The following is a 26,697-nucleotide window of genomic DNA, read 5'->3' as shown; positions in this document are numbered from 1 at the left end:
GCAACCGCTCAGATCAAGGCTAATCCCAGCCGCGCCATAAGCCCCCCAATCGACTGGAGGCTCTACAAGGAGCGCCATCAGGTCGAGTGCTTCTTCAATAAACTCAAACGCTTCCGCAGAATCGCCCTCAGATGCGAAAAAACCATCAAAGCCTTCATGGGCTTCGTACATCTCGCTTGCGCCATGATTTGGCTACGATGAATGCAGACACGACCTAGAGCCTCAAGCTTTTAGCTTGAGGCTCTAGTTTTGATATTGGCGAGCAATTTCATGCGTTTATCTTGACGCTGCCGCGTCAATCTAAACACATATTGCTCTAAGAGACTGTTTGAAAAGCCACTCTGGCGGCCACCAAGCGGCGATTTGCTGCGCTCCGGTGTTCACGTACCTTAAGTACGCTGCGCTCCGATGCTCGCAAATCACCACTTGGCGACTCACCATAGCGACTTTTGAAACAGCCTCTAAAGCCGAAGGTCCGCTACGCGCCGTTGCCTCTTGGCCTGAGCCCGCCAGGATGGCTAAATGCGCGTCCATGAAGGAAGCTACGGGTGCGTCGCCGGCGATGGCGCAATGGTTCGCCATCAAGGCGCAGCACGAGGACTCCCTGCTGTTTTTCCGCATGGGGGATTTCTACGAGCTGTTCTTCGCCGACGCCCAGGCGGCGAGCGCGGCGCTGGACATCGCCCTGACCGCGCGCGGCACCTATCGAGACGAGCCGATCGCCATGTGCGGCGTGCCGGTGAGCCAGGCCGAGACCTATCTGGCCCGGCTGATCCGGCGCGGCTTTCGCGTCGCCATCGTCGAACAGCTGGAAGACCCGGCCGCGGCCAAGGCGCGCGGCGCCAAGGGGCCGCTCAAGCGCGGGGTGGTGCGCCTCGTCACCCCCGGCACCCTCACCGAGGAGGCGCTGCTGGAGGCCGGGCGGGCGAATTTCTGCGCCGCCATCGTCGCGCATGAGGGCGTTTTTGGCCTGGCCTGGGCGGATATTTCCACCGGCCAGTTCGAGACCGAGCAGAGCGGGCCAGACGGGCTGGCCGCCATCCTCGGGCGGCTGGACCCGGCGGAGATTCTGGCCGCCGAGGAAATTCCGCTCGGCGCCTATGCGGCGCGGCGGGTGGAAACCAGACGCATGGCGCTGCATCTGCCCGCCAATGCCGAGGCCGCGGCGCGCGACCTCGCCCAGCGCTTCGGCGCCGCCAGCCTTGATGCGTTCGGGGATTTCTCCGGCGCCGAGGCGCTCGCCGCCAGTTTCGTCCTGGCCTATATCGAGGCGACCCAGATGGGCGCCACACCGCGCCTCTCCCGCCCGGTCAGCGCCGGGCGCGCCGGGCAGCTGGCGATGGATGCCGCCACCCGCGCCAGCCTGGAGCTGGCCAGTGCGCGCGGCGGCAGCGAGGCCGGCAGCCTGCTCGGCGCCATCAAGCGCACCGTCAGCCCGGCCGGGGCGCGGCTGCTGGCGCATTGGCTCACCGCCCCGCTCTGCCGGCTGGATATCTTGCAGGAGCGCCAGCGCGGCTGGCTGGCGATCGCCGATTCGGGCCAGGCGGAGGCCATCCGCACCGCCCTGCGCGGCACCCCAGACATGGCCCGCGCTCTGGGCCGGATCACGCTGGGCCGGGCCAGCCCGCGCGACCTCGCCGCCATACGCGGCGGCCTCGCCGCCGCCGAAGCGCTGCGCCCGCTCCTGCCCGCCGGCGTGGCGCTGCTGGATGAGGCAGCGCACGCCCTCAACCCCGCGCCGGAATTGCTGGCCACGCTGCGCGCCGCCCTGGCCGAACCCGCCCCGCTGCGGCTGGATGAGGGCGCCGCGATCGCGCCCGGTTTCGATGGCGAGCTGGATGCCGAACGGGCGTTGCGCGACGATACCAGGCGGATCATCGCCGAATTCCAGAGCGAGCTGGCGCAGCGCTACAAGGTGGCGTCGCTGAAAATCAAGCATCACGCCCAGCTCGGCTATGTGCTGGAAGCCCCCGCCGGGGCGGTGGAAGGCTTGCGCGCCTATCCGGAATTGCAGCTGCGCCAGGGCATGGCCAATGGCGCGCGCTTCACCCATCCCGAGCTTTCGGACCTCGACCGGCGCATCACCGAGGCCGCCGCGCGGGCCGGGGCGCGCGAGCGGGTGGTGTTCAACTGGCTGGTGACACAGGTGCTGGCGGCGGCCGAGCCGCTCGCCGCCTGCGCCGCCGCTTTGGCTCTGGCCGATGTGCTGCAAGGTGCCGCCCAGCTTTACGAGGCCGGGCGCTTCTGCCGCCCCGCCCTCTCCGACGATGAAGCCTACAGCATCACCGCCGGGCGGCATCCGGTGGTGGAAGCCGCCTTGCCGCCGGGCACCAGCTTCATCCCCAATGGCTGCACCCTCGCCCCGCAGCGTCTGATGCTGCTCACCGGCCCGAACATGGCGGGTAAATCCACCTTCCTGCGCCAGAACGCGCTGCTGGTGATCCTCGCCCAGGCCGGTCTGCCGGTGCCGGCGGAGGCGATGCAGCTCGGCCTCGTCGACCGGCTGTTCTCGCGCGTCGGCGCCTCGGACGATCTCGCCTCCGGCCGCTCCACCTTCATGGTGGAAATGACCGAGACCGCCGCCATCCTGCATCAGGCCGGGCCGAAGAGCTTTGTCATCGTCGATGAGATCGGCCGGGGCACGGGCACCCGCGATGGCCTGGCCATCGCCCAGGCGGTTTTGGAGAGCTTGCATAACCAGAATCGCTGCCGCGCCATATTTGCTTCACATTTCCATGAGTTAGTACAACTCGCGGAGGCCTTGCCGCGCCTGGCGGCGCATACGATGCGGGTGAAGGAGTTTCGCGGCGAGGTGGTGTTTATGCACGAAGTGGTCGAAGGTGCGGCGCAGAAGAGCTGGGGTGTGCATGTGGCGAAGCTGGCCGGGGTGCCAGACCCCGTGCTACGCCGGGCGGATGCCTTGCTGAAGACCGCCGAACGCCAACACAACGCAACCGCGCCTTTACCTTTATTCGCCAATCTGCCCGACTCCGCCCCTGCTCCGGCAGAGCCCCCCGCGTCCGAGGCGCTGTTGGATAAACTAACCGCAATCGACCCCGATGCCCTCTCCCCGCGAGAAGCGCTCACCCTGCTCTACCGCCTGCGCGAGGATGTGCAGCAAATCCGCAACCGTTCCGCGGAAAATGCCGCCTGACCCGTGTCTCCTGAATTCCAACCAGCCGAGGTTTGTTCTAGCTTGTTCGACATGCCTGAAGCCAGGAAACAGCCTGATGTCGCCGCCGCCCTCGCCGCCCAGCTCGCGGCCGAGGCGCTGCCTCTGCGCGACGACGCCCTGGCCGCGCTGCGCCGCCAGCTCGCGCGCATCCAAACCCATGTGCAGACGCGCTTTGAAAATGAGGGGCTGAACGGGCTGCAGGCCTCGCGGCTGCACGCGCAGCTGATGGATCAGCTGGTCAGCGCCTTGTTCGCCTACACGCTGCGGATGCTCCCCCCCGGCCCGAAGGACCGGCTGGCGATGGCGGCCACCGGCGGCTATGGCCGCGCCACCCTGGCGCCGTTCTCGGATATCGATCTGCTCTTCCTCACCGGCGGCACCCCCTCCGCCTCGGTGAACAAGGCGGTGGAATTCATCCTTTATATGCTGTGGGATCTGGGGCTGAAGGTCGGCCACGCCACCCGCACCGTCAGCGAATGCCTGGCCGAGGCGAAGGCCGATGTCACCATCCGCACCTCGATGCTGGATGCGCGCTGCCTGACCGGGGACCGCGCGCTGTTCGCGGATTTCCAGACCGCCTTTCGCGCCGATTGCCTGGCCGAGGGGCCGGGCGATTATATCAACGAGAAGCAGGCCGAACGCGCCGCCCGGCATAAACGCTTCGGCGACACCCCCTTCATGGTCGAGCCGAATGTGAAGGAAGGCAAAGGCGGGCTGCGCGATCTGCAGACGCTCTACTGGCTCTCGCGCTATGTTTTCAACACTTTCGCGATGTCGGAGCTGGTCGGCAAGGAGAGCCCTGGCGGCGGCATTCTCACCACCACGGAGGCGCGGGCCTGCAAGCGGGCCTGGGAATATCTCTGGACGGTGCGCTTTCACCTGCATTACGTCGCCGGTCGCGCCGAGGAACGCCTGACCTTCGACCTGCAGCCGGTGGTCGGCGCCCGCATGGGCTATACCCGCCATGGCCGCCAGGATGGCGTCGAGCGCTTCATGCGGCATTATTTCCTGGTGGTACGGGAAGTGGCGCGCGTTACCGGCGTGCTGGAGCCGGCCCTCATCCGCGCCGCGCTGGGCGCGCCGGCCATTGCGCCGACCACCGATGCCTCGCTGATCGCCAAGGGCTTCGTGCTGGCGGATGGGCAGATCCTGTTCGCCCCCGGCCATGACCCCGCCACCGACCCGACCTCGATCTTCCGCATCCTGATCGAGGCGCGCGACCGTGGGCTGGCCCTGCATCCGCTCGCCAAGCGCACCCTCATTCGCTATGCCGGCATCGGCGCGGAGCTGCGCGGCGACAAGAAGGCCGCCGGGCTGTTCCTCAACCTGCTCTGCGGCGGGGAAGAAGAGCGCGAAAGCTGCGACTCCGCCGAATGGCTGACCATTCTCAATGAAAGCGGTATCCTCGGCCGCTTCATGCCGGATTGGCGGCGCATTGTCGGGCAGATGCAGTTCGACACCTACCATGTCTATACGGTGGATGTTCATACCGTGCAGGCGGTGCGCAACCTCAATAATCTGGAAAACGGCAAGCTCAAGGAGATCGCGCCGCTCTCCACCGAGCTGGTCAGCCAGATCCAGTCCCGCCGCGCGCTTTATGTCGCGGTGCTGCTGCATGACATCGCCAAGGGCCGCGGCGGCGACCATTCCGTGCTCGGCGCCGAGCTGGCGCTGACCATCTGCCCGGCTCTGGGGCTGGACCAGGAAGAGACCGAGATGGTCTCCTGGCTGGTGCTGCACCATCTGCTGCTGAGCCAGACCGCCTTCTCCCGCGATATCGACGATCCCAAGACCATCCTGGATCTGGCGGACACCATCCAGTCGCCCGAGCGGCTGCGGCTGCTGCAAATCCTCACCGTCTCGGACATCCGCGCCGTCTCGCCGAAGGTCTGGAATGGCTGGAAGGCCACCTTGCTGCGCGAGCTTTACGCCCGCGTCGCCGAGGTGCTGGAAGGCGGGCTCTCCACCACCGAGCGCGATACCCGAATCGCGCGGGTGAAAGAGGTGGTGGGCGCGCTGCTGGCGGATTGGCCGGCGGATGAGCGCGAGGAGTTTCTCTCGCTGGGCTATCCCAGCTACTGGCTGGGCTTCGACCCGGAAAGCATCGAGCGCCATGGCCGGATGATCCGCGACGCCAAGACCCGCAACGCCCCGCTGACCATCCAGACCGAGCCGCTGCCCGCCCGGGCGGTGACCGAGATCGTGGTCTATACCGCCGACCATGCCGGGCTGTTCTCGCGCATCGCCGGTGCCTTGGCGATTGCCGGCGCCTCGATCGTCGATGCGCGCATCCATACCCTGACCGACGGCATGGCGCTGGACACGTTCTGGATCCAGGACGCCAATGGCGGCCCGTTCGAAACGCCGAGCCGGCTGGCCCGCCTCTCCAGCGTCATCGAGCAGGCGCTGACCGGGAGGATCAAGCTGGCGGCGGAAATCCGCAAGGCGACCAAGAGCCTGATCCCCGGGCGGATGCGCGCCATCCATGTGCCGCCGCGCGTGGTGGTGGATAACCGCGCCTCCAACCGGCACACCGTGATCGAGGTGAATGGGCGCGACCGGCCGGGCCTGCTGCACGATGTCACCGCCGCGATTTCCGAGCAGGGGCTGCAGATCGCCTCCGCCCATGTCACCACCTACGGCGTGCGGGCGGTGGACGTGTTCTATGTGAAGGATGTGTTCGGTATGAAGGTGGAGAATGAGCGCAAGCTCTACCAGCTCCGCCAGGCGCTGCTGGAGGCGCTGAAAGCCAATCTGGACGAGCCGCCCCCGGCCGGGAAAACGCCGTCGCCGCAGACGGCAGCGGCCTAGGAGCGCGAAGAGGTGGGAACTTTTTGCAAAAAGTTCCCACACCCTCAAAAACTTTTGCTCCTGGTGCCTCGGCGCTGTCATTTGACATAAAGCGAATTTAATCCGATTCCTGGGGAATGGCGCGCAAGGTCTCCGCTTCCCGCATCGGCTTCATGCTGTGCTGCTTCCTGTTTCCGGGGCTGATCGGCAGTTTCGCGAGTTTCTCCATCCCCGCCCCGCTGGTGGATGTGATCCATCAGCAGGCGGCTTTGGATGCGGTGCTGGCGGCCCCCACACCGGCGGCACAGCAGGCCGCCCTGGCTTCATTGCCGCAGGCGGTGGATGAGGAGACCGCCGCCATCGCCACCCAGGGCAGCGCCCCGCTGCCCGCCCGCATCGCCGCCGCCACCACCCATATGCGCCAGCACGCCCTGGCCCAGGCCCGTGCATCCGCCTACCGCATCCGGCTGATGGTCATCACCATGACCGTGCTCGGCGCGATCTTCGCCCTTATGTTGATGGGACCAGACAGACATGAATGATCACATCGCCTCCTATTACGCCGCCAGCGCCAACCGCCAGGATGCGCGCCCGCCGCTGGAGGGCGCCATCGCGGCCGAGATCTGCATCATCGGCGGCGGCTTCACCGGGGTGAACGCTGCCCTGGAGCTGGCCCAGCGCGGCCGCCACGTGGTGCTGCTGGAAGCGGTGCGGATCGGCTTTGGCGCCTCCGGGCGCAATGGCGGGCAGATCGTCAATGGCTATTCGCGGGATCTGGACGTGATCGCGCAGCGCTACGGCGTTGCCGCCGGCCGCAAGATCGCCGGCATGGCCCGCGAGGGCGGAGACATTATCCGCGAGCGCGTCGCGCGCTACCAGATCGATTGCGATTTGAAGCCGGGCGGGATTTTCGCCGCCCTCACCCAGTCCCAGCTGCGCGGGCTCGCGCATCATGTGAGAATCTGGGAGAGTTTCGGCTATCAGGACGGGTTCGAGCTGCTCGACCAGACCGGGCTGCAGACCCATCTGAAATCGCAGCGCTATGTTGGCGGGCTGATCGACCATCATGCCGGGCATCTGCACCCGCTGAATCTGGTGCAGGGCGAGGCGGCGGCGGCGGAAGCGCTGGGGGCGATGATCCATGAGGGCTCACCCGTGACCGGGGTGACATTCGGCGATGTGGTGCGGGTGAAGACCGCGCAGGGCGAGGTGACGGCAAAGACCGTGCTGGTCTGCGGCAATGCCTATCTGCAAGGCGTGCTGCCGGCGCTGGAGACGCGGATCATGCCGGTCTCCACCCAGGTTCTGGCCACCGAGCCGTTGGGCGAGACCGCCGCCGAATTGCTGCCCACCGATATGTGCGTGGAGGATTGCAACTACATCCTCGATTATTTCCGCCGCACCGCGGATAACCGCATTCTCTATGGCGGCGGCATCGTCTATGGCGGGCAGGACCCGGCCAGCGTGCGGGCGAAAATCCTGCCGCTGATGCACAAAACCTTCCCGACTCTGAAGGATGCGCGGGTGGATTTCGCCTGGAGCGGCAATTTCGCCCTCACCCTCACCCGCTTCCCGCAAATTGGCCGGCTGGCGCCGAATGTGTATTTCTCCCACGGCGATAGCGGCCATGGGGTGACGACGACGCATCTGCTGGCGCGCTTGCTGGCGGAGGCGGTCAGCGGTGAATCGCAGCGCTTCGATGTCTTCGCCGGACTGCCCTATTTCCCCTTCCCCGGCGGCCGGCATCTGCGGGTGCCGCTGACGGTCGCCGGCTCCTGGTGGTATCGCTTCCGGGACATGCTGGGGCTGTAACGCCCGGTTGCCGCCGCCTGTGAATTCCAGTACAGGCTGGCGCTGCGGGCCGGGTTAGCACAGTGGTAGTGCAGCGGTTTTGTAAACCGAAGGTCGGGGGTTCAAATCCCTCACCCGGCACCAGCCTGTTTGCTATTCCGCTGGCTCGTTCAGATATTCCAGACCGATCGCCACACCGCGCGCCCAGCAGCGGCGCACCCGGCGCGGGGCACGGCCATCGATGCGCAGGGTCAGGTAATCCGGCACCGGCATCATCACCGCGGTTTCCACCTTGGCCCCGCCTTCGGAGAGGTCACGCACCATGCAATCCACCACCGCCTGGCTGGTCAAGCCATAGACCAGCTTGGCCCGGCTCAGGGCCGGCTGACGGGCGCTGCGCCGGCGTTCGGTTGTATCCGTTCGGCTTTGAGACTCGCCCAAAATCGACATGATCTCCCCTCTCAGAGAAGCGGCGCACCCGCCCTGCCCCTCGGCTTTCGTTCAATGAAGCTGAAACTCCTACTCGCCACGCGACGCTTTTAGCTGTGCCACAACCCAGGCGCGAATCGTTGCGAGTCGATAAATAATTAACACATTCTTGTGAAAATGCACCGCAAAAATCTGCACGCCTCTGCGCGAAAAACTCATGAGCATACCAACTAATTTTCGGAATCGCGGAGGGGGCCGGGGATGGCCCCGAAAAACTCATGCCTGAGCCCAGCAAGGCACGGGTTTTCTTGGATTTTCCTCTGGCTATGGTGGAAGCGGGCGCGGGGCGTGAGGCGTCTGGGCACAAGCAGATCTGGACGGGGTGAATAAAAATGAGCGCGCGCAGCAAGATTTTGAGCATTGGCGGGATGGAGCGCCGGGTGGAAGAGGCACTGGCCCGCGATTTCGAGGTGTTCAGCAGCCATGACGAGTCGCTTGCCAAGCTGGTGGCGGCGCATGGCAAGGAGATCGAGGCCATCGTCACCTGGGGGCGTGAGAAGACCGACGCGGCGCTGATAGAAGCCTTGCCGAAGCTGCGGCTCATCTCGAATTACGGGGTTGGCTATGATTCGGTGGATGCCCATGCCGCCGCTGCCCGGGGCGTCATCGTCACCCATACGCCGGATGTGCTGAATGACGAGGTGGCGGATTTCGCCGTGGCCCTGCTGCTGGCCACCATCCGGCAGCTGCCGCAGGCGGATGCCTATGTGCGCGGCGGGCAATGGGCAAGTGCACGGTTTCCGCTCAGCGCCTCGCTGCGCGACCGCTCGATCGGCATTGCCGGGCTGGGGCGGATCGGGCTGACCATCGCCAAGCGGCTGGAGGGGTTCGGCCGGCCGATCGCCTATCACACCCGCACGCAGCGCCCGGGCCTCGCCTATGCGTATCATCCCACGCTGGAAGGGTTGGCGGCGGCCGTGGATACGTTGATCCTGGTGATGCCGGGCGGGGCGTCCACCCATCATGCGGTGAATGCGAAGGTGCTGGAGGCGCTCGGGCCGCGCGGCATTCTGATCAATGTCGCCCGGGGCTCGGTGGTGGACCAGGAGGCGCTGATCGCAGCGCTACGAAACCGGACCATTCTCAGCGCCGGGCTGGATGTGTTCGAAGGTGAGCCGAATGTGCCGCAGGCGCTGCGGGAGATGGCGCATATCGTGCTCGCCCCGCATATTGGCAGCGCCACCGAGATGACCCGCCGGCTGATGGCCGAGCTGGTGATCGATAATGTCCGCTCCTGGTTCGCGGGCGAAGGCCCGCTGACCCCGGTGCCGGAAACCCCTTGGCCCGCCAAGGATTGAAACGCGCACGGGCATGCCGCGCCTCGCGTGCCCCTCATCCAACAGGAGCCAAAAGCATGGCCGAGTTCGTTTTCCCCCCGCCGGCGCCGGTCACCGTACCGGTGAGCGATGGCCGCGCCTTTCCGGTGCGCCGGATTTTCTGCGTGGGCCGCAACTATGCCGCCCATGCCCGCGAGATGGGCAACGATCCGACGCGCGAGCCGCCTTTCTTTTTCACCAAACCCGCCGATGCGCTGGTGACGGAGGGCAAGGACACCCCGTATCCGAGTGAGACGAAAAACCTGCATTACGAGATCGAGCTGGTGGTGGCCATCGGCAAGGGCGGGCGGACTATCGCGCCGGCGGAGGCGCTGGGCCATGTGTTCGGCTATTCCATCGGCGTGGATCTGACCCGGCGGGATTTGCAGGACGAGGCCAAGGGCATGCGCCGGCCGTGGGATCTGAGCAAGGGGTTTGATGCCTCGGCGCCGATTGGCAGCATCGTCCCGGCCAGCGAAATCGGCCACCCAGCGGCGGGGCGGATCGCGCTCAGCGTCAATGGCCAAGTGCGCCAGGACGGGGATCTGGCGGATCAGATCTGGCCGGTGCCGGATATCGTCGCCACCTTGTCCAAGTTTGTGGCGCTGGCGCCGGGGGATCTGATCTTTACCGGCACGCCGGAGGGGGTGGGCGCCATCGTGCAGGGCGATGTGGTCGAGGGCGAGATTGCCGGGGTTGGCACGCTGAAAACAAAAATTATCTAAAAGTTTTTTGGTGCCGCTTTTTTACAAAAAAGCGGCGAAAAACGGTTGGATGGTGATGACGACGTTGCCAGCCCCCCGAATGTTTGTGGGGACTTTTTGAAAAAAGTCCCCACACCCCCAAAAACTTTTGCGCCTTATCCCAGTTTCGTCGGGGTCGTTGCCTCGCCCGGCGGCTGGCTACGGCGCATGAAGATGCGCACATCCTGCTCGCGAATCAGCCAGTAAACCGCCCCCAACGATAAGGCGGCGGCGGAGAGGGCCAGCAATTCGGCCGGCGAGGTCGCCTGCAGATCCAGAATGATGAATTTCCGCGCCACCGCCAGCAGCGCGATCAGCATGATGGTGCGCCCACGCACCACCTCCTTGCGCTCCACGAAGGTCAGCCGCAGCGAGCTTTTGAACTCCAGCGCGATGATCACGGTGAAGATATTGCCGAATACATCCTGGAAGGCCGAAGTGCTGTTGGCGCTGAACTGGTCCTGCCAGACAAGCCCCCAGACATTCTGCACCAGCGAAACCGTCGCCACCGCCGTGATCACCATGATCAGCACGGTCAGCACCAGTATGATCACATGCTCGAAGCTCTCATAAGGCGACGCCTCGCGAAACACCTGCCGCAGCCGGCTCCACTCGCGCGCGAACGGGTTGGCGCCTTTATGGTGATGGGGCTCAGACATAGGGCGCGCCCCTGGTCGGTCGAAATTCGCGCATCGTCACCTTTCCTGCTCGTGCCCAGGCGCCGTTTTACGCGCCAGGCCAGCGCGCAGGCAACAAGGTGCGCGCGATGTCACGAAATGGCAGCGCGCCGGTTACAGCACCTGGGACAGGAAGGTCTTGGTGCGCTCATCCTGCGGGTTGCCGAAGAACTGCGCCGGGGGGGCGTGTTCGACGATGACGCCGCGATCGGTGAAATAGACCTCGTTGGCGACTTCGCGGGCGAAATTCATCTCATGGGTCACCAGCACGCAGGTCATGCCCTCCTCGGCGAGCTGGCGGATGGTGATCAGCACCTCACCCACCGTCTCGGGATCAAGCGCCGCCGTCACCTCATCGAACAGCATCAGATCCGGGCGCATGGCGAGCGAGCGGGCGATGGCGACACGCTGCTGCTGGCCGCCGGAAAGCTCTCCAGGATAGGCATGCGCCTTGTTTTCCAGCCGCACCTTCTTCAGCAGCGCATGGGCTTCCGCCTCCACCTCGGCGCGCGGGCGCTTGAGAACCTGCATCGGTGCCATCATCACGTTCTGCAAGGCGGTGCGGTGCGGGAAGAGATTATATTGCTGGAACACCATGCCGACATGCCGGCGCAATTTCAGCTTATCCAGCTTCGGGTCGTTGACCTCAATGCCCAGCACCTTCACGCTGCCCTGCTCGAAGGGCACCAGCGCGTTGACGCAGCGGATCAGCGTGGATTTACCGGAGCCGGACGGGCCGATGATGCAGGCGACATCGCCCTTGGGCACCTGCAGGGACACGCCTTTGATGACTTCGACATCGCCGAAGCGCTTATGCAGGTTTTCGATGGTGAGAAGAGCGTCGGCCATGGGTCAGATCCGTACCTTGGTGCGGCGCTCCAGGCGCCGTGTCGCGATCGCGACCGGGTAAGTGTAGATGAAGAAGAGCAGCAGCACGTAGGCATAGACCGGCGCCAGCAGCCCAGGATTATTCCCCGCCGCCGCCAGCACCTGGCCGGCGCGGGTGACGACATCATTCACCCCGACGATGGAAGCCAGCGTCGTGTTGGTGGTGAGGATGGCGTAGAGATTCATCCAGGGCGGCAGCATGCGCTTGAAGGCCTGCGGCAGGATGATCGAGAAAAGCTGCTGGTTGCGGGTGAAGCCGAGGGATTCGGAGGCTTCCCACTGGCCGGGATGGATGGAGCGCACACCGCCGCGCACGATCTCAGCGACATTGGCCATCACCGGCAGGCCGAGCCCGACCACCGCCTTCAGCCAGTCCGGCAAGGAGATATGCAGCCCGCCGATGCGCATATGGTAGGGCAGCAGATAGATCATGAAAAACAGCAGCGCCAGCCAGGGGGCGTTGCGGAAGAACTGGGTGAGCGCCCAGCTGGTCTGGCGCAACGGCTTGGTCTGCGCCACCAGCCCGAGGCCGAGCGCGATGCCGAGAATGGTGCCCATCGCCATCGACAGGAAGCTGATTTCGATATTCAGCAGGAAGCCGCGCAGCAGCAGCGGCGTCCACTGCACCAAGGTGGCGAAGATGCTCTTTTGCAGCGGCGCCGGATTGGCGGCCTGGGCGACGCTGGCGCAGATCAGCAACAGGGCGGTGAGACCGAAGCCGTGCCAGATGGTCAGGCGCGGCAGCGCGAAGCTCAAGCCAGCGCGCGCGCGCGGGCGCAGCGCCGCGGGCAGTTTCGGGAAAACCGGAAGATCGCTCATGTGCCCAACCCCGGACGGCGCAAGGACCGTTCCCACCAATGCATCAGCGCCACCAGAATGCCGACCAGGATGATGTAGATGATGAAGAGCAGGATCATCATTTCCGGCACATTTTCCGCGTCCGACCAGATCTGGTTGGAGACATAGAGCAGCTCGGGCACCGCGATGGCGTAGGCGAGCGTGGTGGTCTTGATCAGATTGACCAGATTATTGGTCAGCGCCGGCAGGCAGATGCGCAGGCCCAGCGGCAGGATCACGTTCAGATAGGTCTGCCGGCGGGTATAGCCCAGCGCCTCGGCCGCTTCGAGCATGGAATGCGGGATCGCCTCGATGCCGGAGCGGAAGATCTCGACATTGAAGGAGCCGGCATAGAGGGCGAGCGAGATGCTGGCCCAGGCGAAGCCGCCGATCAAAGGCTGCGCCATGCCGAACCCGTTATGGGTATGCGGCAGCACCGCCGAGAGACCAAAGAAAAAGAAGTAGATCTGCACCAGAGGCGGGGTGTTACGAAAGAGCTCGACATAGCTCCACGTCACACCCCGCACCCAGGCGGATTTCACCCCCTGCCCCCAGGCGCCGATGACCCCCACCAGCACCGAGGCGATGATGGTGACCACCGATAATTCAATCGTCACCCATAGACCGTGCACGAAGCGCGTGGCGTCGAACGGGTCGTAGAAGACGGTAAAATTGATGCCGGTGGTGGCGTTGAGATGCCTGAACCAGTCGGCAATGGGGGCGAGGGCGTTCAAAGTCTAGCGCTTACTTGGCGGCCTTGTGGGCATCCTCGGCGAACTTGGAATGCTGGATATGGTACTTGGTTTCCAGCTGCAGCACATAGCCGGTCTTGTTCCAGTCGCTCACGGTCTGGGAGAGGAATTTCTCGAAGGCCGGCTCGCCCTGCTTGATCGCCATGCCCCAGGGCTGCGCATCCTGCGAGGGCAACGGCATGTCATAGCCGCTCCAGTTCGGGTCCTGCAGCTTGCCTTCAATGGCGGTGTCATCATACAGGAACGCGTCGCAGCGGCCCTGATGCAGAGCGGTCAGCGCCTCGGCCACGCCGGTAAAGGCGACCAGCTCGGCGCCGTATTTCTCGGCCACTTCCTTGTTATAGAAGGAGCCCTGAATGGCGCAGACCGGCACGCCCTTGACCTGCGACCAGCTATGCAGCGGCACGGTCTTGGCGACCATCAGATTGTAACCGGAAGCGTAGTAATCCGGGTGGATGATGTCGACGATCTTGGCGCGCTCGGGCGTGTCGTTCATCGTCGCGATCAGCAGATCGATCTTGCCCTGCTGCAGGAACTGGATGCGGTTGGCGGCGACGACGTTGACATAGCGCACCTTCACGCCCAGGCGCTTGGCGATATCGGCCGCCATGTCCGGCTCGATGCCGATATTCTGGCCGGACGGGCTCAGATAGCCGAAGGGCGGGTAATCGGCCTTGACGCCGACAACCAGCACGCCCTTGGACTTGATGTCCTGCAACTCATCCGCGTGCGCCGGCGCGGCGGCATAGGCGGCGCCAAACCCGGCGACCAGACCGCTGAGCAAAAATGCTTTGAATTTCATGAAAACCCCCATTTGTTTATTGAAGCCAGGCCAGCCGGGCGCCAGAACATGTTGGAGGGTAACGAGATTTGCGCGCGACGCAAAGCCCTTATTCGGCGCGCTCCCCTCTCCCCGGGCTGAAGCTGCCCATTATCGCGGCACAGCGCCTGCAATCGCACCGCCATTCTGGGCAGTTGCAGGGCAAAAAGATTTTTGTGCGGCGCTGCGGCGGCAGAGAAGAAACCGCCTGCTGAATGAGCAAAAATTTTTGGGGTGCAGCCCTTTTTTCAAAAAGGGCTGCGAAAACGTTTGGGGCGTTGGCACATTGTTGCCACCACCCCAAACATTTGTGGGGAGTTTTTGAAAAAAGTCCCCACCCCTCCAGCGCCATTCCATCGCTGCTGCTCAGCGATGGAACCTTGGGCGCCTCCGCCCCCAAAAACTTTTGCTCCTTTACGCCGCGTCGCGCTGGCCGATGAACTGCCGCAACTCCGGCGTTTGCGGCGCGGTGAAGACCTGCTCCGGCGGGCCGCTTTCATGGATGCGGCCCTGATGCATGAACACCAGGCGGTGGCAGACCTCACGCGCGAAGCGCATCTCATGTGTTACCATCACCAGCGTCATGCCCTGCGCGGCCAGGTCACGCACCACCGCCAGCACCTCGTTCACCAGCTCCGGGTCGAGGGCGGAGGTGATTTCGTCGCAGAGCAGCGCCAGCGGCTGCATCGCTAAGGCGCGGGCGATGGCGACGCGCTGCTGCTGGCCGCCGGAGAGCTGGCCGGGATAGGCATCGAATTTCTGCCCGAGCCCGACGCGGGTGAGCATCTCCTTCGCCAGCGCCTCGGCCTCGGCCTTGCCGGTTTTCTTCACCACCATCGGCGCCAGCATCACATTGCGCCCGACGCTGAGATGCGGGAACAGATTGAATTGCTGGAAGATCATGCCGACCTTCTGGCGCAGCAGCCGCAACTGCCCCGCACTCTCCAAGACGCTGGTGCCGGCGACCCGGATGCTGCCTTGCTGGTAGGTCTCCAGCCCGTTGATGCAGCGCAGCAGCGTGGATTTGCCCGAGCCGCTCTTGCCGATGAGCGCGATCACCTCGCCCGGCTCGATATCCAGCGTGATGCCTTTCAGCACCTCATTCTGGCCGTAGCTTTTATGGATGTCAGTGAGCGAGATGAGCGGCATTGAGCCTCCGTTCGAGCCAGCCTCTGCACAGCGCGACGGGATAGCAGAGGCAGAAATAAATGAGCGCCACCAGCCCATAGACCGTGAACGGATGGAAGGTGGCGTTGGTGATGGCGGTGCCGGCCTTTTCCAGTTCGACAAAGCCGATGATCGAGGTCAGCGCCGTGCCCTTGATCACCTGCACCATGAAGCCAAGGCTGGGGGCGGCGGCGATGCGCAGCGCCTGCGGCAGGATGATATGGCGCAACTGCTCAAGATAGGACATGCCGAGGCTCCCCCCCGCCTCCCACTGGCCGGCGGGCACGGCCTCGACGCTGCCGCGCCAGATTTCGGCGAGGAAGGCGCCGGTCCAGAGCGAGAGCGCGACCCAGGCCGCGGCCCAGGCCGGCACATCGATGCCGAACAGAGCCGGGGTGAAGAAGGCCAGGAAGAGCTGCATCAGCAGCGGCGTGCTCTGGAAGATTTCGATATAGATCCGCGCCACCCAGGCCAGGCGGCGATGGGGCTGCACCCGCAGCACCAGCACGATGAGCCCGGCCAGCACCCCGCCGACAAAGGCGCCGGCGGAGAGGGCCAGCGTCCAGCGCGTCGCCAGCAGCAGGCCGCGCAGAATATCCCAGGTGGTAAAGCCCATCATCGCGCCTGCACGCCTTTGAAGAGATGCCGCCCCGCCGCCAGCAGCGCCTGGCGCAGCGCCAGGGCCAGCACGAGATACAGCGCGGTAACGACGAAATAGGCTTCAAACGCCCGGAAGCTGCGGGACTGGATATAGGAGGCGACGTAGGTGAGCTCCTGCACGCTGATCTGCGAGCAGACCGAGGAGCCCAGCATCACGATCACCACCTGGCTGGCCAGGGCCGGCCAGATCCGCGCCAGGGACGGGGCGAGCACGATATACCAGAAAATCTGCGGCTTGGAGAGACCAAGGCTGGCCCCGGCCTCGACCTGCCCGCGTGGCGTCGCCATCAGCCCGGCACGGACGATCTCGGTGCCGTAAGCGCCGAGATTGACGACCATGGCGAGAATCGAGGCATCCACCGCATCCAGGCGCAGGCCCAGCGCCGGCAGCCCGAAGAAGATGAAAAACAGCTGCACGATGAAGGGCGTGTTGCGGATCAGCTCGACATAGACCGTGACCGGCAGATTGAGCCAGAGCTTGCCGCTGGTGCGCGCCCAGCCGCCCAGCACCGCGACCGCGATGCCCAGCGCGGTGCCGAACAATGTCAGCTCCGCGGTGATGGCGATGCCGTGGAGCATCATCGGCCAGTAGCCGATGATGGCGCCAAAATCGAACTGATACGTCATTGCGCGGGGTCAGAAATCGGCGGGCAGCGGTTGCTTCAGCCAGGTCTCGCAATATTTGTTCAAGGTGCCATCGGCCTTGGCCGCGGCGATGATGGCGTTCACCTTCGCCAGCAGCGCCGGCTGGTTCTTGTTGACCCCGACATAGCAGGGCGAGCTTTGCAGGATGAATTTCAGCAGCGGCGCGCGCGGCGGGTTCTGCGCCATGATCGTCGCGGTGGTCGAGCTGTCGGTGCAGATCAGCTGGGTTTGGCCGGAGATGAAGGCGGAGATGGTGGATTGGTTATCGCCATAGCGCATGATCTGCGCACTCGGCGGGGCGAGCTTGCTCAGCGCGATATCCTCGATATTGCCACGGGTGACGGCGATGCTCTTGCCGGCGAGATCGGCGGCGGTTTTGACATCGATCGTCGCCGGACCGAAGACGCCGCTGAAAAAGGGGGCGTATTTGTCGGAGAAATCGATCACCTTGGCGCGGGCGGGATTCTTGCCGAGGCTGGAGATGATCAGATCGACCTTGCCGGTCTGCAGATAGGGAATGCGGTTTTCCGAGGTGACGGGGGTCATCTGCAGCTTCACGCCGATTTTCGCGGCGATCAGCTTGGCCATGTCGATATCATAGCCCTGCAGGTTCATATCCGGCCCGACAAAGCCCCAAGGCGGCAGATCCTGCGGCACCGCAACGCGCAGGACGCCAGATTTGGTGATGTCGTCCAGCGTATCGGCCAGGGCGCGGCCGGCGAGGGTGAGAGAGGCGACGCCCGCCGCCATGATCGTGGTGAAATGCCGTCTGGTGGTCATCTATATATCGTTCCTGCGTTCAATACCGCGCCGGGGCGCAACAGCAGGGACCAATGCAAGAGCGATGCCACGATGGGGGGCGACAGGCTTGGCACCGCAAATGCCGGGGCCGACTTGGAAATGACGGGGATTGTTGAACAATCAGCGTCGCAGACGCTGGGTTTTTCGCCAAACCCGCCCATAAAAGCGCCAATTGGCGCGGGGGGGGGGGGTGGGGGGGTGTCCGTTCCCCTTACGGTTTTCGCCGCTTTTTGCGCAAAAGCGGCGTGAAACAGTTTGGGCGTTCAGCCTTCATCCGCCCGCCCGGCGCCAGCTTGGCCGGCGCGGGCGGGAGCGGCGCGGGGCTCAGGCCGCGTGGGCCTTGGTCAGCCCCCAGGCGGCGAGGTTGCGGGCCAGATCCTCCTGCTGGCGCGGGGTCAGCGGCCAGGCGCCCGGCGGGCGCACCGCGCCGCAATCCTGCCCCATCAGCGCCAGCGCCGCCTTCACCACCGAGACATTGGTGCCGTTGCCTTCCTCGGCCCGCAGCGCCTCGAATGGTTCCATGGTGGCGATCATCGCGCGGGCCTTGGCGTAGTCCCCGGCTTCCAGGGCGGCGTGAATCGCGACCGAATGCGCCGGCCAGACATTGATGAGGCCGGAGGTGAAGCCGCGCGCCCCCACCGCGTAGAAGGCCGGCGCCCAGGTTTCGGCCAGCCCGCCGACCCAGACGATGGAAGGATCGGCACGGCGGATCGCCTCGGCCAGGCGCAGCGGCGCCGGGGTCGCCCATTTCACCCCGACCACGTTGGGGATGGCGCAAAGATCCGCGATGGCGTCCAGGCCGATGCCGTCATTGCGCAGATAGATCACCACCGGCAGCCCCTGCCCGGCCTCGGCGATGCGCTTCACATATTCGACGACGCCGCGCGGGGCGACGAACGGGTCGGGCGGCTGGTGCACCATCAGCGCCGAAGCGCCGGCGGCGCGGGAGGCTTTGGTGAGGGCCAGCGCGTCATGGATCGAGCGGCCGATGCCGGCCAGCAGCGGCACCCGCCCGGCCACCGCCTCCGCCGCCGCATGCACCGCACGCTCCGCCTCGGCGGTGGTCAGGCCGTAGAATTCGCCGGTATTGCCGTTGGCGGTGAGGATATGCACGCCCGCCGCCGCCGCCCGCTCCGCGATCGCGGCAAGCGGTGCCGGGTCAATCTGGTCCTGCCGGTTGAACGGTGTCACGAGAATGCCCGAAATGCCCGTGAGCCGGGCACGAAACTCTTCAGCGGTGAAGCTCATCTTGCGATCCTTATCCCTTACCAAATCATGATCTTCGTTTGAAATCAGCGTGATGTCCGGAAGCGGCCAAAGCAGCGCCGCCACGGTCCGGACCGGTCGATTTACATATATTATAAACTTAATTGACAACTTTTTGTCAAGCGCGGCCTTGCCGCCTCCTGCATGCTGCGCTGTAACCGGCAAAGGAGGATCGCCAATGACCCGTTCGGACGCTGCAGAGCACGACCAGCCTGACTCTTTACATCTGCGGCAAGGCCCGACCGCGCTGGCACTCTCGCCAGGCCAGGGCGGCGCCATCATCGGCTGGCACCATGGCGGCACCAGCCTGATGCGGACGGTGCAGCCCGGGCCGGACGGCACGGTGAGCGTGCGCCAGCTGGCCTCCTACCCGCTGATCCCGTTTTCCAACCGCATCGCCCATGGGCAATTCAGCTTTGAGGGCCAGAGCTACACCCTGCCCCGGGACACGCGGGAGACGCGCCATGCGATGCATGGCAACGCGCTTCTCGCCCCGTGGGAGATTGACCGCGCCAGCCCGGCCGAGGCCTTGCTGCGCCTTGCCTCCTCACCGAACCGGCCGGATTTGCTCGCCTTCCCCTTTGCCTATGGGGCCACCCAGCTTTACCGGGCGCAAGATGACGGGTTCGAGATCGAGATCAGCATCCGCAACCAGGACCGCCGGGCCATGCCGGCCGGGATGGGGCATCATCTTTATTTCCCGCGCCTGCCAGGGGTGAGGGTGCGCTTCGCGGCGGCCGCGATGTGGGAGAGCGACCAGGAGGCGCTGCCCGCCTTAAGGACGGATGCCTGGCGCAGCCGGCTGGAAGCCGGGCTGGGCGACCTCGATTCAGTCAATTTCGATAATTGCTTCGAGGGCTGGGCGGGCCAGGCCTGGCTGGATTATCCAGAACAGGGCTACAGGATCCGGATCGAGGCCTCGCCCTTGTTCGGCCATGCGGTGTTCTTCACCCCGCCGGGGAAGGATTTTTTCGCCTTCGAGCCGGTCTCGCATCTCAATAACGCGATCAACCAGCCCGACGGGCCGCAAGCCCATGGGCTGAAAATCCTCGAACCCGACGAGGCGGTCAGCGGGTGGATCAGGCTGATCCACGAGGCGCTGTAAGCGCCCCTCCCCTGGCGCGGCGCGCGCGGCTTGACAGCCGGCCAGGGGGCTTCCAGGCAAGAGACAGGCCAGCGCGCCTTCCCTTTTTCAACGCACCTTGGATGATCGCATGACCATAAGCCCGCCCCCTGCCCGCCGCGCCGAACTCACGCTGCGCGGTGTTCTCATCGGCATCCTGATCACCTTCGTGTTCACCGCCGCCAATGTCTATTTCGGGTTGAAAGCCGGGCTGACCTTTTCCTCTTCGATCCCGGCGGCGGTGATCTCGATGGCGATTTTGCGCGCCGTGGGCGGCGCCAGCATCCAGGAAAACAATATCGTGCAGACGGTGGCCTCCGCCGCCGGCACGCTGTCCTCGATCATTTTCGTGCTGCCGGGGCTGGTGATCGTCGGTTATTGGAGCGGGTTTCCGTTCTGGCAGACCAGCCTGATCTGTGCCGCCGGCGGGATTCTGGGGGTGATGTACACGATCCCGCTGCGCCGGGCGCTGGTGACGGACTCTGATCTTCCCTACCCGGAAGGGGTGGCCTGCGCGGAGGTGCTGAAAGTCGGCACGCAAGGCGCGCCGGAGGCCGGCGGGGCCGGGCTGCGCACCGTGGTCTGGGGCGGCATCGTCTCGGCGGTGTTTTATTTCATCGTGCAGACGCAGATTTTCGCCGCCAGCATTGCCGGCTATGGGCGCTTTGGCGGGAAAAACGAGGACGCGACCGGATTCGAGTTCGATCTCTCTTTCGCGCTGTTCGCCATCGGCCATCTGGTCGGGCTGTGGGTGGGGCTGGCGATGGCGCTGGGGGCGGCGATCGGCTGGCTCTGGGGCGTGCCGCATTTCACCGCGCTGCATGCGATCCCCGGCAGCGCTGCCGCCGCCGCCTCGGCGGGCTGGAGCCATTATGTCCGCTTCGTCGGCGCCGGGGCGATCGCGGTGGCGGCGATCTGGTCGCTGGCCAAGCTGGCCGGGCCGCTGGCCCGGGGCCTGGGCGGGGCGATGCGCGCCGGCCGGGCCAGGCGCGAAGGCAGGCTGCAGGAGCTGCCGCGCAGCGAACATGACATGCCGATCGCCATGGTCGGGCTGATCGCGCTGCTCTGCCTGCTGCCGATCGCCTATCTGCTCTGGCATTTCGCCATCGCCAGCGGGCTGGGGGCGGCTACATTGCCGCTGGTGCTGGGCGGGGTGGTGTTCGTGCTGGTGCTCAGCCTCGTCGTCGCGGCGGTGTGCGGCTATATGGCCGGGCTGATCGGCTCCTCCAACAGCCCGCTCTCGGGGGTTGGGATTCTAGTGGTGCTGATGGCGGCGCTGCTGCTGGTGGTCGGGGTGAAGCCCTTGCTGCCGCCGGGGGCGGCGCAGGCGCTGGTCGGGTTCGCCTTGTTCATCACCACCATCGTCTTCGCGGTGGCCACCATCTCCAACGATAATCTGCAGGATCTGAAAACCGGCCAGCTGGTGGACGCCACCCCGGCCTTGCAGCAATGGGCGCTGGTGATCGGCGTGCTGGCCGGGGCGGTGGTGATCCCGCCGGTGCTGAACCTGCTGCAGCATACTTACGGCTTCCTCGGCGCGCCGGGGGCCAATCCGGCGACGGCTCTGGCGGCCCCGCAGGCCGGGCTGATCTCGGCCTTGGCCAAGGGCGTCATCACCGGCTCGCTGCCCTGGGGGCTGATCGCGCTGGGGGCGGGCATCGGCGTCGCCATCATCATTCTGGACGAGCTGCTGGGGGCGGTGGCGAAAGGCCCGCGCCTGCCGCCGCTGGCGGTGGGGCTTGGCATCTATCTGCCGGTCTCGACGACGCTGATGATCATTCTGGGCGCCATCGCCGGGGCGGTGTTCGACCGCAAAGCCGGCAAGAGCCGCAATCCGCAGATGGCGCGCCAGCTCGGCGTGCTGCTGGCCTCGGGGCTGATCGTGGGCGAGAGCCTGCTGGCGGTGCTGTTTGCCGGGCTGGTGGCGTTCAGCGGCAATCAGGCGCCGGTGGCGCTGGTGGGGGCCGGGTTTGCGACGCCGGCACTCTGGCTGGGTGGGATCGTTTTCGCCGGCGCGCTGTTCTGGCTCTATCGCTGGGTGCTGCGCCAGGCGTGAGCATAAAAAGCCCGGGCACTGCCCGGGCTTTTGCGGTTTCAGGCCTGCGGCGCTGGCGCCAGCCTCTCCTGGCGCGCCCGCCTGGCACTCCAATAGCCGGCCAGCAGCGAGCCGGAGATATTGTGCCAGACCGAGAAGATCGCCCCGGGCAGCGCCGCCAGCGGGGTGAAATAGAGCTTGCCCAATGTCGCCGCGAGGCCGGAATTCTGCATCCCCACCTCGAAGGCCAAGGTGCGGCAGACGCTCTCATCGAAGCCCAGCAGCCGCCCGCCCCAATAGCCGCCGAGATAGCCGGTGCCGTTATGCAGCACCACCGCCAGCAGCACGATCGGCCCGACCGCGGCGATGGCATGCGCGGTGCCCGCCACCACGGCGGCGATGATCAGCAGGATGGCAACCATGGAAAACAGCGGCAGCACCGGCTCCACCCGCCGCACCAGCCGATGCGCCAGCACGTTGACGGCCACACCCAGCGCCACCGGCACCAGCACGATTTTCACGATGCTGATCAGCAGCCCCATCACATTCACCTGGATGCCATGGGTGGCGTAAAGCTGCACCAGCAGCGGCGTGGCGACGACGCCGACCAGGGTGGAGACGGCGCTGATCGTCACCGAAAGCGCGACATCACCGCCGGCGAGATAGACCATCACGGTGGAGGAGGTACCGCTGGCGACCGAGCCGACCAGGATCATGCCGATGGCGAGCTGCGGCGGCAGCCCGAGCAGCTTGGCGATGATGAAGGCGGCCAGCGGCATGATGAGGTAATGCAGCCCGAGCCCGGCCAGCACCGGCCCGGGCTTCTGCGCCACGCGGCGGAAATCCGCCGGGGTCAGCGTCACGCCCATGGCGAACATAATCAGCCCGAGCAGCAGCGTCACCCAAGGCAGGATCGGGGTGAAGGAGGAAGGCGCCAGGAACGCGGCGGCGGCGATCAGGATCGCCCAAAGCGGAAACAGGCGGGTGACGGCACGCATCGGACTCTCCAACCAAGACCCCGCCAAGGCAGGGTTTACAAAATGACACAAGACAGAAAATGTCGCTTAGCTGGATCAGCTTGAACGGAAAATAGGAAAAAGGCGCGTCTGCTGACCATTTCTGTCATGACGGCGCGTTGATGTGGCGGGCGGGACGAGCGCCGGCAGGGGCGCGGCGCCGCCGCCCGGCCCGCGTGACAGGCCACGCCGCAGCGGCTAAATTGGCGGGCGCTCCGCCCTCAAGCCCCCTCAAACCATGGATCTCAGCCTTGCGCCGTCTGATATCGAAGTCCCGTCTTCTGCCCGGCCTCATCCTGTTGCCCCTCGCCGGGTGCCATCAGAGCTACTCCCCCAATACCTATGCCGCCGCCGCCGCCCAGCAGGAGGCGCAGGTGCAGCGCGGGGTGATCATCGGGGTGCGGCAGGTGGTGATTTCGCCCGACGGCACGGTGGGGGCCACCGCAGGTGCCGCCGCCGGCGGGGTCGCGGGAACGCAATTCAGCAACTCGGCCGGGCTGAACGCGCTGGGCGCCATCGGCGGCGCGCTGGTCGGCGGGGTTGGCGGCGCCGCGGCGCAGCAGGCGGTGCAGGCCACCAAAGGCTGGGAATATATCGTCCAGGAGACCAATAACGCCCTGGTGTCGGTTACCCAGACCAGCAAGACGGCGCTGGCCATCGGGCAGCACGTGCTGGTGATCAATGGCAGCAAGCAGGCGCGCATCGTGCCGGATTATACCGTGCCGGTGCCCAGCCCCGCCCCGGCAAAACCCGCCGCCACCCCGCCGAAACCCGCCGCCATCACCGCCACGCCGCTACCCGCGCTCCCGGCAGCGCCCACGCCAGCAGCCACGCCAGCACCCGTGCCAGCAACGGCAGCCAGCCCGGCGCAGGCCACCGGCACGGCCAGTACCACCACCCCGACACCCGCCGGTACTTCCTCCACCGGCACCACCCCGGCCAGCGCCACCCCGACCAGCGCCACCCCGGCCAGCGCCACGCCCGCAAGCGCGACAGCGGCGAACATGGCGGCAGGTGGCGCGGCGGCAACGGGCAGCGCCAGCTCCCCTAAGCCCGTCCCTCAGCCCAGCAATAATGGTGCGGTGACAACCTCAAGCTCGGCGCTGCCCGATGCGACGAGCCCGACCCAGCCCGCCCCGGCCAGCAGCACGGCGACACCAAGCACAAGCGCCACCGTGCCGGCTGCCAGCACCGGCACGGGCAGTTCCAGCTCCAGCGCCCCCACCAGCAGCGCCCCCAGCACCGGCGCGGCCAGCAGCAACGCCGCCACGCCCTGAACCGGACGACCAGCCCCGCCACGCCGCCTGGGGCCCTGGAGCCTGGGCGTTGGCCGTCGCGCACGCTAATCACGCCCAGGGCGTCAATGGCGCGGGCGCTGTGTTCCGGGTCTATTCCGGGGTGAAACGGGCGGCCTGAGGCGCCTGACTGGCGCCGACATGCGCCGCGCCACGCGCCTGCGCCAGAGCTTCCTGATGGTGCCGCTCACGATAGCGGGCGCGCTGGGCGTCACTGCGTTCGGCATGGCAATGCGGGCAGCTCACCCCTGATTCGAACAGCGGCGAGGCCTGGTCCGCCGCGCTCACCGGGCGGCGGCAGGCATGGCAGAGGCCAAAGCGCCCCGGCGCCAGCCCATGGCCGACCGCCACGCGCTGGTCGAACACGAAACATTCGCCTTCCCACAGACTATCCTGCGCGTGCACCTCTTCCAGATATTTCAGAATCCCGCCCTGCAGATGAAAAACCGCCTCCACGCCTTCCTGCTTCAGAAACGCGGTGGATTTCTCGCAGCGTATACCGCCGGTGCAGAACATCGCCACTTTCGGCGTCCGCCCCTCGCCCAGCAGCCGGTCGCGCTGCGCCCGGAACCAGGCGGGGAAATCGCTGAAGCTGCGGGTGCGCGGATTGATCGCGCCTTTGAAGCTGCCGATCTCGACCTCGTAATCATTGCGGGTGTCGATCAGGATGACATCCGGCTCGGAAATCAGCGCGTTCCAGTCCGCCGGCGCGACATAGCGGCCGACGCTGGCGCGCGGATCGATCCCCTTCTCGCCCATGGTGACGATTTCACGCTTGATCCGCACCTTCATCCGGTGAAAGGGCATGGTGGCGGCGCGCGCAAACTTCACTTCCATCTCCGCGCAGCCCGGCAAGGCCTGCAACGCGGCCACGGCCTGGGCCAGCGCCGCATCCTCACCGGCGATGGTGCCGTTGATCCCCTCCGGCGCGAGGATAAGCGTGCCTTTGATACCCAGCGCCAGGCAGCGCGCCAGCACTTCATCGCGGATGGACGCGCAATCCTCGAACGGCGCGAATTTATACAAGGCCGCGACGCTGACAGGCAGGTCAGTACCGGCGGGCGGGACGGGGTGGGGCTGAACCAGATCTGCCATCCGCCGCCCCTAGCACGTCAGGCCGCCCCCGTCATGAGGGCGGCCGGTCATCGTCTCAGGCGGCGGCGCCGAGTTGCGCCGAACTCAGATCCAGCCGCACCAGAGTCTGGTTGAGCAGGATATAGGCGATCTCCCCGAACGTCACCGGGCCGATGAAGCCGCCCGTGGTGCGCCCCTGCAACGCCGCATATTGATAATTCAGGATGCAGTTGAAGGAGAGCGCCTTGCCGGCGCCCTGCGCATGCAGGCCGGTGCAATAGCTGCCATAAGCCTCGGCATAATCCCCGACCGGCGCGGCCAGCCGGTAGACCCGCCCCGCCACCACCGGCGCATAGAACTCCACCTGATCGGGCAACAGCGCCTGGAAGGAGACATTGATCATCGCCCCGGCATAGGAGGAGACCAGCGGCAGGCTGGTATCGACCTCCTGCTCGCGCAGCCAGCTGGCGAAATCCACGCGCTTGCCATCCACCTCGCACTGCGAAGCGGAAAAGCCGGTTTCGGGAAACACGATGTCCGGGCCAGAGCCTTGCGTGAACAGATTGACGATATCCGCCTCGGCGAAGACATTCTGGCTCAGCCCGACATGCATGACCAGCCCGGCATCCTCATGGATTTGACCGGTGCCGCCATCGACGACCGAGGGACGGACCTTGCCCAGCTCGGTCAGCTCCACCCCTGTCACCCAGCCGACCAGCGGCTGCTCATAGAGCTTCGGCAGCCCCGGCGCCTCCAGCGCGAAGCGTTTATGCACGCCGGTGAAGGCCGGGATCAGCACATAGGAAAAGCCGGATGGCAGCCGGTCCCTGACAATCGCCTGCAGATCATCCTCGCGCACCACGGCGATGCGCATATCCTGCGCGCCCTCCACCACCGTGCAGAAGACATGCTCGTGATCCACCATGCCGCCATCGGGGGTCATGAAATACGGGGTCGACCCGCCGATCCAACGGCCCTTGGGCAGGCTGGCCAGCGCCTGGCCGCTGCCGGCCACGAACAGGACGGCGCCGCTTTCGATCAGCCGGCCCGCCTGCGCGGTTGAGATGAATTGATTCAACATCGGCTTGATTCCTTAAAGATTCACGAGATCGCGCGCCGCGAAGGCGTTGTTGGCGAAAAATTCATGGAGTTCCGCGGCCGCGCGGCCGATACCGGACGGATTGTGCCGCACCTCCTCGCGAAGCCGCGACAGCAGCAATTTGGTGGCGAGCGAATTGACCTTCGGCTCGGCCCCCGTCAGCGCGCTCCGCCATTTCGGATCGGAGATTGCCGGTATGGACATCGATGAATTCCTCCCTCGGTAAAGACTGAGAGGG

The 26,697-nt window shown here is 65.7% G+C and carries 25 protein-coding genes and 1 tRNA gene; 11 read left to right on the top strand and 15 right to left on the bottom strand.

The features are described 5' to 3' along the window. The 6 genes from T331_RS0114275 to T331_RS0114250 form a co-directional block, all read left to right on the top strand. A partial coding sequence (locus T331_RS0114275; protein ID WP_026440514.1) for an IS5/IS1182 family transposase occupies nt 1-201 on the top strand: 201 nt, incomplete at its 5' end. A gap of 331 nt (nt 202-532) precedes the next feature. Further along, nucleotides 533-3,154 (top strand): DNA mismatch repair protein MutS, encoded by a 2,622-nt coding sequence (gene mutS, locus T331_RS0114270; protein WP_035180254.1) that lies wholly within the window; start codon nt 533-535, stop codon nt 3,152-3,154. Between the two features lie 51 nt (nt 3,155-3,205). Continuing rightward, nucleotides 3,206-5,986 (top strand): [protein-PII] uridylyltransferase, encoded by a 2,781-nt coding sequence (locus T331_RS18475; RefSeq protein WP_051622397.1) that lies wholly within the window; start codon nt 3,206-3,208, stop codon nt 5,984-5,986. Between the two features lie 116 nt (nt 5,987-6,102). Then, nucleotides 6,103-6,507, top strand: coding sequence for a hypothetical protein (locus T331_RS0114260; RefSeq protein WP_026440512.1), 405 nt, complete (start codon nt 6,103-6,105; stop codon nt 6,505-6,507). Then, nucleotides 6,500-7,777, top strand: coding sequence for an NAD(P)/FAD-dependent oxidoreductase (locus T331_RS0114255; protein ID WP_026440511.1), 1,278 nt, complete (start codon nt 6,500-6,502; stop codon nt 7,775-7,777). Before T331_RS0114260 ends, T331_RS0114255 begins: the two co-directional genes overlap by 8 nt. Nucleotides 7,778-7,825: 48 nt before the next feature. Next, a tRNA-Thr gene (locus T331_RS0114250) sits at nt 7,826-7,900 on the top strand. A gap of 9 nt (nt 7,901-7,909) precedes the next feature. Here the strand turns inward: T331_RS0114250 and T331_RS18470 are convergent. Beyond that, on the bottom strand, nt 7,910-8,206 hold the full coding sequence (locus tag T331_RS18470) for a PilZ domain-containing protein (RefSeq protein ID WP_035180251.1): 297 nt from the start codon (nt 8,204-8,206) through the stop codon (nt 7,910-7,912). A gap of 371 nt (nt 8,207-8,577) precedes the next feature. Here T331_RS18470 and T331_RS0114240 point away from each other — a divergent pair, with 371 nt between their 5' ends. Both T331_RS0114240 and T331_RS0114235 read left to right on the top strand, forming a co-directional pair. Beyond that, entirely contained in the window at nt 8,578-9,543 is a 966-nt protein-coding gene (locus T331_RS0114240) for a 2-hydroxyacid dehydrogenase (protein ID WP_026440510.1), read from the top strand. A gap of 56 nt (nt 9,544-9,599) precedes the next feature. Beyond that, the gene (locus tag T331_RS0114235) at nt 9,600-10,286 is read left to right on the top strand and encodes a fumarylacetoacetate hydrolase family protein (protein ID WP_026440509.1); all 687 of its coding nucleotides are present in this window, start codon (nt 9,600-9,602) and stop codon (nt 10,284-10,286) included. A 134-nt stretch (nt 10,287-10,420) separates the two neighbouring features. Here the strand turns inward: T331_RS0114235 and T331_RS0114230 are convergent, their stop codons facing one another. The 10 genes from T331_RS0114230 to T331_RS0114180 all read right to left on the bottom strand — a co-directional run bounded on the left by T331_RS0114230 (nt 10,421) and on the right by T331_RS0114180 (nt 18,799). Next, the gene (locus T331_RS0114230; RefSeq protein ID WP_026440508.1) at nt 10,421-10,963 is read right to left on the bottom strand and encodes a phosphate-starvation-inducible PsiE family protein; all 543 of its coding nucleotides are present in this window, start codon (nt 10,961-10,963) and stop codon (nt 10,421-10,423) included. A 132-nt stretch (nt 10,964-11,095) separates the two neighbouring features. After that, nucleotides 11,096-11,830, bottom strand: coding sequence for an amino acid ABC transporter ATP-binding protein (locus tag T331_RS0114225; RefSeq protein ID WP_008492144.1), 735 nt, complete (start codon nt 11,828-11,830; stop codon nt 11,096-11,098). A 3-nt stretch (nt 11,831-11,833) separates the two neighbouring features. Beyond that, nucleotides 11,834-12,688, bottom strand: coding sequence for an amino acid ABC transporter permease (locus T331_RS0114220; protein ID WP_026440507.1), 855 nt, complete (start codon nt 12,686-12,688; stop codon nt 11,834-11,836). Then, nucleotides 12,685-13,440, bottom strand: a complete 756-nt coding sequence (locus T331_RS0114215) for an amino acid ABC transporter permease (RefSeq protein ID WP_008492142.1) — start codon at nt 13,438-13,440, stop codon at nt 12,685-12,687. Before T331_RS0114215 ends, T331_RS0114220 begins: the two co-directional genes overlap by 4 nt. Before the next feature lie 10 nt (nt 13,441-13,450). After that, nucleotides 13,451-14,260: a transporter substrate-binding domain-containing protein gene (locus T331_RS0114210; protein WP_035180250.1), complete on the bottom strand. Its 810-nt coding sequence runs from the start codon at nt 14,258-14,260 to the stop codon at nt 13,451-13,453. A 432-nt stretch (nt 14,261-14,692) separates the two neighbouring features. Continuing rightward, entirely contained in the window at nt 14,693-15,427 is a 735-nt protein-coding gene (locus T331_RS0114200) for an amino acid ABC transporter ATP-binding protein (protein WP_008492140.1), read from the bottom strand. After that, nucleotides 15,405-16,061 (bottom strand): amino acid ABC transporter permease, encoded by a 657-nt coding sequence (locus T331_RS0114195; RefSeq protein WP_456049070.1) that lies wholly within the window; start codon nt 16,059-16,061, stop codon nt 15,405-15,407. Before T331_RS0114195 ends, T331_RS0114200 begins: the two co-directional genes overlap by 23 nt. Beyond that, a complete protein-coding gene (locus tag T331_RS0114190; protein WP_026440504.1) occupies nt 16,061-16,732 on the bottom strand; it encodes an amino acid ABC transporter permease in 672 nt (223 codons plus the stop codon). The genes T331_RS0114195 and T331_RS0114190 overlap by 1 nt, the downstream gene beginning before the upstream one ends. Before the next feature lie 9 nt (nt 16,733-16,741). Then, nucleotides 16,742-17,530, bottom strand: a complete 789-nt coding sequence (locus T331_RS0114185; RefSeq protein ID WP_026440503.1) for a transporter substrate-binding domain-containing protein — start codon at nt 17,528-17,530, stop codon at nt 16,742-16,744. 345 nt (nt 17,531-17,875) lie between these two features. After that, nucleotides 17,876-18,799 carry a dihydrodipicolinate synthase family protein gene (locus T331_RS0114180; protein ID WP_026440502.1) on the bottom strand — a complete coding sequence of 308 codons (924 nt, stop codon included), beginning with the start codon at nt 18,797-18,799 and terminating at the stop codon, nt 17,876-17,878. 196 nt (nt 18,800-18,995) lie between these two features. Between T331_RS0114180 and T331_RS0114175 the strand changes: the two genes are divergently transcribed. Together T331_RS0114175 and T331_RS0114170 are read left to right on the top strand one after the other, a co-directional pair. Continuing rightward, nucleotides 18,996-19,922, top strand: a complete 927-nt coding sequence (locus tag T331_RS0114175) for an aldose 1-epimerase (protein WP_026440501.1) — start codon at nt 18,996-18,998, stop codon at nt 19,920-19,922. Nucleotides 19,923-20,031: 109 nt separating this feature from the next. Then, the gene (locus tag T331_RS0114170) at nt 20,032-21,996 is read left to right on the top strand and encodes an OPT family oligopeptide transporter (protein WP_026440500.1); all 1,965 of its coding nucleotides are present in this window, start codon (nt 20,032-20,034) and stop codon (nt 21,994-21,996) included. Nucleotides 21,997-22,034: 38 nt separating this feature from the next. Here T331_RS0114170 and panS read toward each other — a convergent pair whose 3' ends face one another. Beyond that, nucleotides 22,035-22,973: a ketopantoate/pantoate/pantothenate transporter PanS gene (gene panS / locus T331_RS0114165; protein WP_026440499.1), complete on the bottom strand. Its 939-nt coding sequence runs from the start codon at nt 22,971-22,973 to the stop codon at nt 22,035-22,037. Nucleotides 22,974-23,242: 269 nt separating this feature from the next. On the opposite strand from panS, the gene T331_RS20310 reads away from it, so the two are divergent. Then, a complete protein-coding gene (locus T331_RS20310) occupies nt 23,243-24,268 on the top strand; it encodes a hypothetical protein (RefSeq protein ID WP_155992727.1) in 1,026 nt (341 codons plus the stop codon). 111 nt (nt 24,269-24,379) lie between these two features. Here T331_RS20310 and trhO read toward each other — a convergent pair whose 3' ends face one another. Genes trhO through T331_RS0114145 form a run of 3 tightly spaced genes read right to left on the bottom strand, consistent with a single transcriptional unit; the run spans nt 24,380 to nt 26,663 of the window. Further along, nucleotides 24,380-25,381, bottom strand: coding sequence for an oxygen-dependent tRNA uridine(34) hydroxylase TrhO (gene trhO, locus T331_RS0114155; RefSeq protein ID WP_026440498.1), 1,002 nt, complete (start codon nt 25,379-25,381; stop codon nt 24,380-24,382). A 55-nt stretch (nt 25,382-25,436) separates the two neighbouring features. Next, on the bottom strand, nt 25,437-26,441 hold the full coding sequence (locus tag T331_RS0114150) for a DUF6976 family protein (protein ID WP_026440497.1): 1,005 nt from the start codon (nt 26,439-26,441) through the stop codon (nt 25,437-25,439). A gap of 12 nt (nt 26,442-26,453) precedes the next feature. Continuing rightward, nucleotides 26,454-26,663 carry a hypothetical protein gene (locus T331_RS0114145; protein ID WP_008492126.1) on the bottom strand — a complete coding sequence of 70 codons (210 nt, stop codon included), beginning with the start codon at nt 26,661-26,663 and terminating at the stop codon, nt 26,454-26,456. Nucleotides 26,664-26,697: the final 34 nt, after the last annotated feature.

The sequence above is a fragment of the Acidocella facilis ATCC 35904 genome, assembly GCF_000687875.1.
Classification (GTDB): Bacteria; Pseudomonadota; Alphaproteobacteria; order Acetobacterales; family Acetobacteraceae; genus Acidocella; species Acidocella facilis.
The sequence above is the reverse complement of the archived record's forward strand: the minus strand, read 5'-3'. Positions and strand labels throughout refer to the sequence as shown.

Bases quoted from the DNA above. Each gene is read 5' to 3' on its own strand.
- mutS (WP_035180254.1), top strand. From the start codon at position 533: ATGAAGGAAGCTACGGGTGCGTCGCCGGCGATGGCGCAATGGTTCGCC.
- T331_RS18475 (WP_051622397.1), top strand. From the start codon at position 3,206: ATGCCTGAAGCCAGGAAACAGCCTGATGTCGCCGCCGCCCTCGCCGCC.
- T331_RS0114260 (WP_026440512.1), top strand. From the start codon at position 6,103: ATGGCGCGCAAGGTCTCCGCTTCCCGCATCGGCTTCATGCTGTGCTGC.
- T331_RS0114255 (WP_026440511.1), top strand. From the start codon at position 6,500: ATGAATGATCACATCGCCTCCTATTACGCCGCCAGCGCCAACCGCCAG.
- T331_RS18470 (WP_035180251.1), bottom strand. From the start codon at position 8,206: ATGTCGATTTTGGGCGAGTCTCAAAGCCGAACGGATACAACCGAACGC.
- T331_RS0114240 (WP_026440510.1), top strand. From the start codon at position 8,578: ATGAGCGCGCGCAGCAAGATTTTGAGCATTGGCGGGATGGAGCGCCGG.
- T331_RS0114235 (WP_026440509.1), top strand. From the start codon at position 9,600: ATGGCCGAGTTCGTTTTCCCCCCGCCGGCGCCGGTCACCGTACCGGTG.
- T331_RS0114230 (WP_026440508.1), bottom strand. From the start codon at position 10,963: ATGTCTGAGCCCCATCACCATAAAGGCGCCAACCCGTTCGCGCGCGAG.
- T331_RS0114225 (WP_008492144.1), bottom strand. From the start codon at position 11,830: ATGGCCGACGCTCTTCTCACCATCGAAAACCTGCATAAGCGCTTCGGC.
- T331_RS0114220 (WP_026440507.1), bottom strand. From the start codon at position 12,688: ATGAGCGATCTTCCGGTTTTCCCGAAACTGCCCGCGGCGCTGCGCCCG.
- T331_RS0114210 (WP_035180250.1), bottom strand. From the start codon at position 14,260: ATGAAATTCAAAGCATTTTTGCTCAGCGGTCTGGTCGCCGGGTTTGGC.
- T331_RS0114200 (WP_008492140.1), bottom strand. From the start codon at position 15,427: ATGCCGCTCATCTCGCTCACTGACATCCATAAAAGCTACGGCCAGAAT.
- T331_RS0114195 (WP_456049070.1), bottom strand. From the start codon at position 16,061: ATGGGCTTTACCACCTGGGATATTCTGCGCGGCCTGCTGCTGGCGACG.
- T331_RS0114190 (WP_026440504.1), bottom strand. From the start codon at position 16,732: ATGACGTATCAGTTCGATTTTGGCGCCATCATCGGCTACTGGCCGATG.
- T331_RS0114185 (WP_026440503.1), bottom strand. From the start codon at position 17,530: ATGACCACCAGACGGCATTTCACCACGATCATGGCGGCGGGCGTCGCC.
- T331_RS0114180 (WP_026440502.1), bottom strand. From the start codon at position 18,799: ATGAGCTTCACCGCTGAAGAGTTTCGTGCCCGGCTCACGGGCATTTCG.
- T331_RS0114175 (WP_026440501.1), top strand. From the start codon at position 18,996: ATGACCCGTTCGGACGCTGCAGAGCACGACCAGCCTGACTCTTTACAT.
- T331_RS0114170 (WP_026440500.1), top strand. From the start codon at position 20,032: ATGACCATAAGCCCGCCCCCTGCCCGCCGCGCCGAACTCACGCTGCGC.
- panS (WP_026440499.1), bottom strand. From the start codon at position 22,973: ATGCGTGCCGTCACCCGCCTGTTTCCGCTTTGGGCGATCCTGATCGCC.
- trhO (WP_026440498.1), bottom strand. From the start codon at position 25,381: ATGGCAGATCTGGTTCAGCCCCACCCCGTCCCGCCCGCCGGTACTGAC.
- T331_RS0114150 (WP_026440497.1), bottom strand. From the start codon at position 26,441: ATGTTGAATCAATTCATCTCAACCGCGCAGGCGGGCCGGCTGATCGAA.
- T331_RS0114145 (WP_008492126.1), bottom strand. From the start codon at position 26,663: ATGTCCATACCGGCAATCTCCGATCCGAAATGGCGGAGCGCGCTGACG.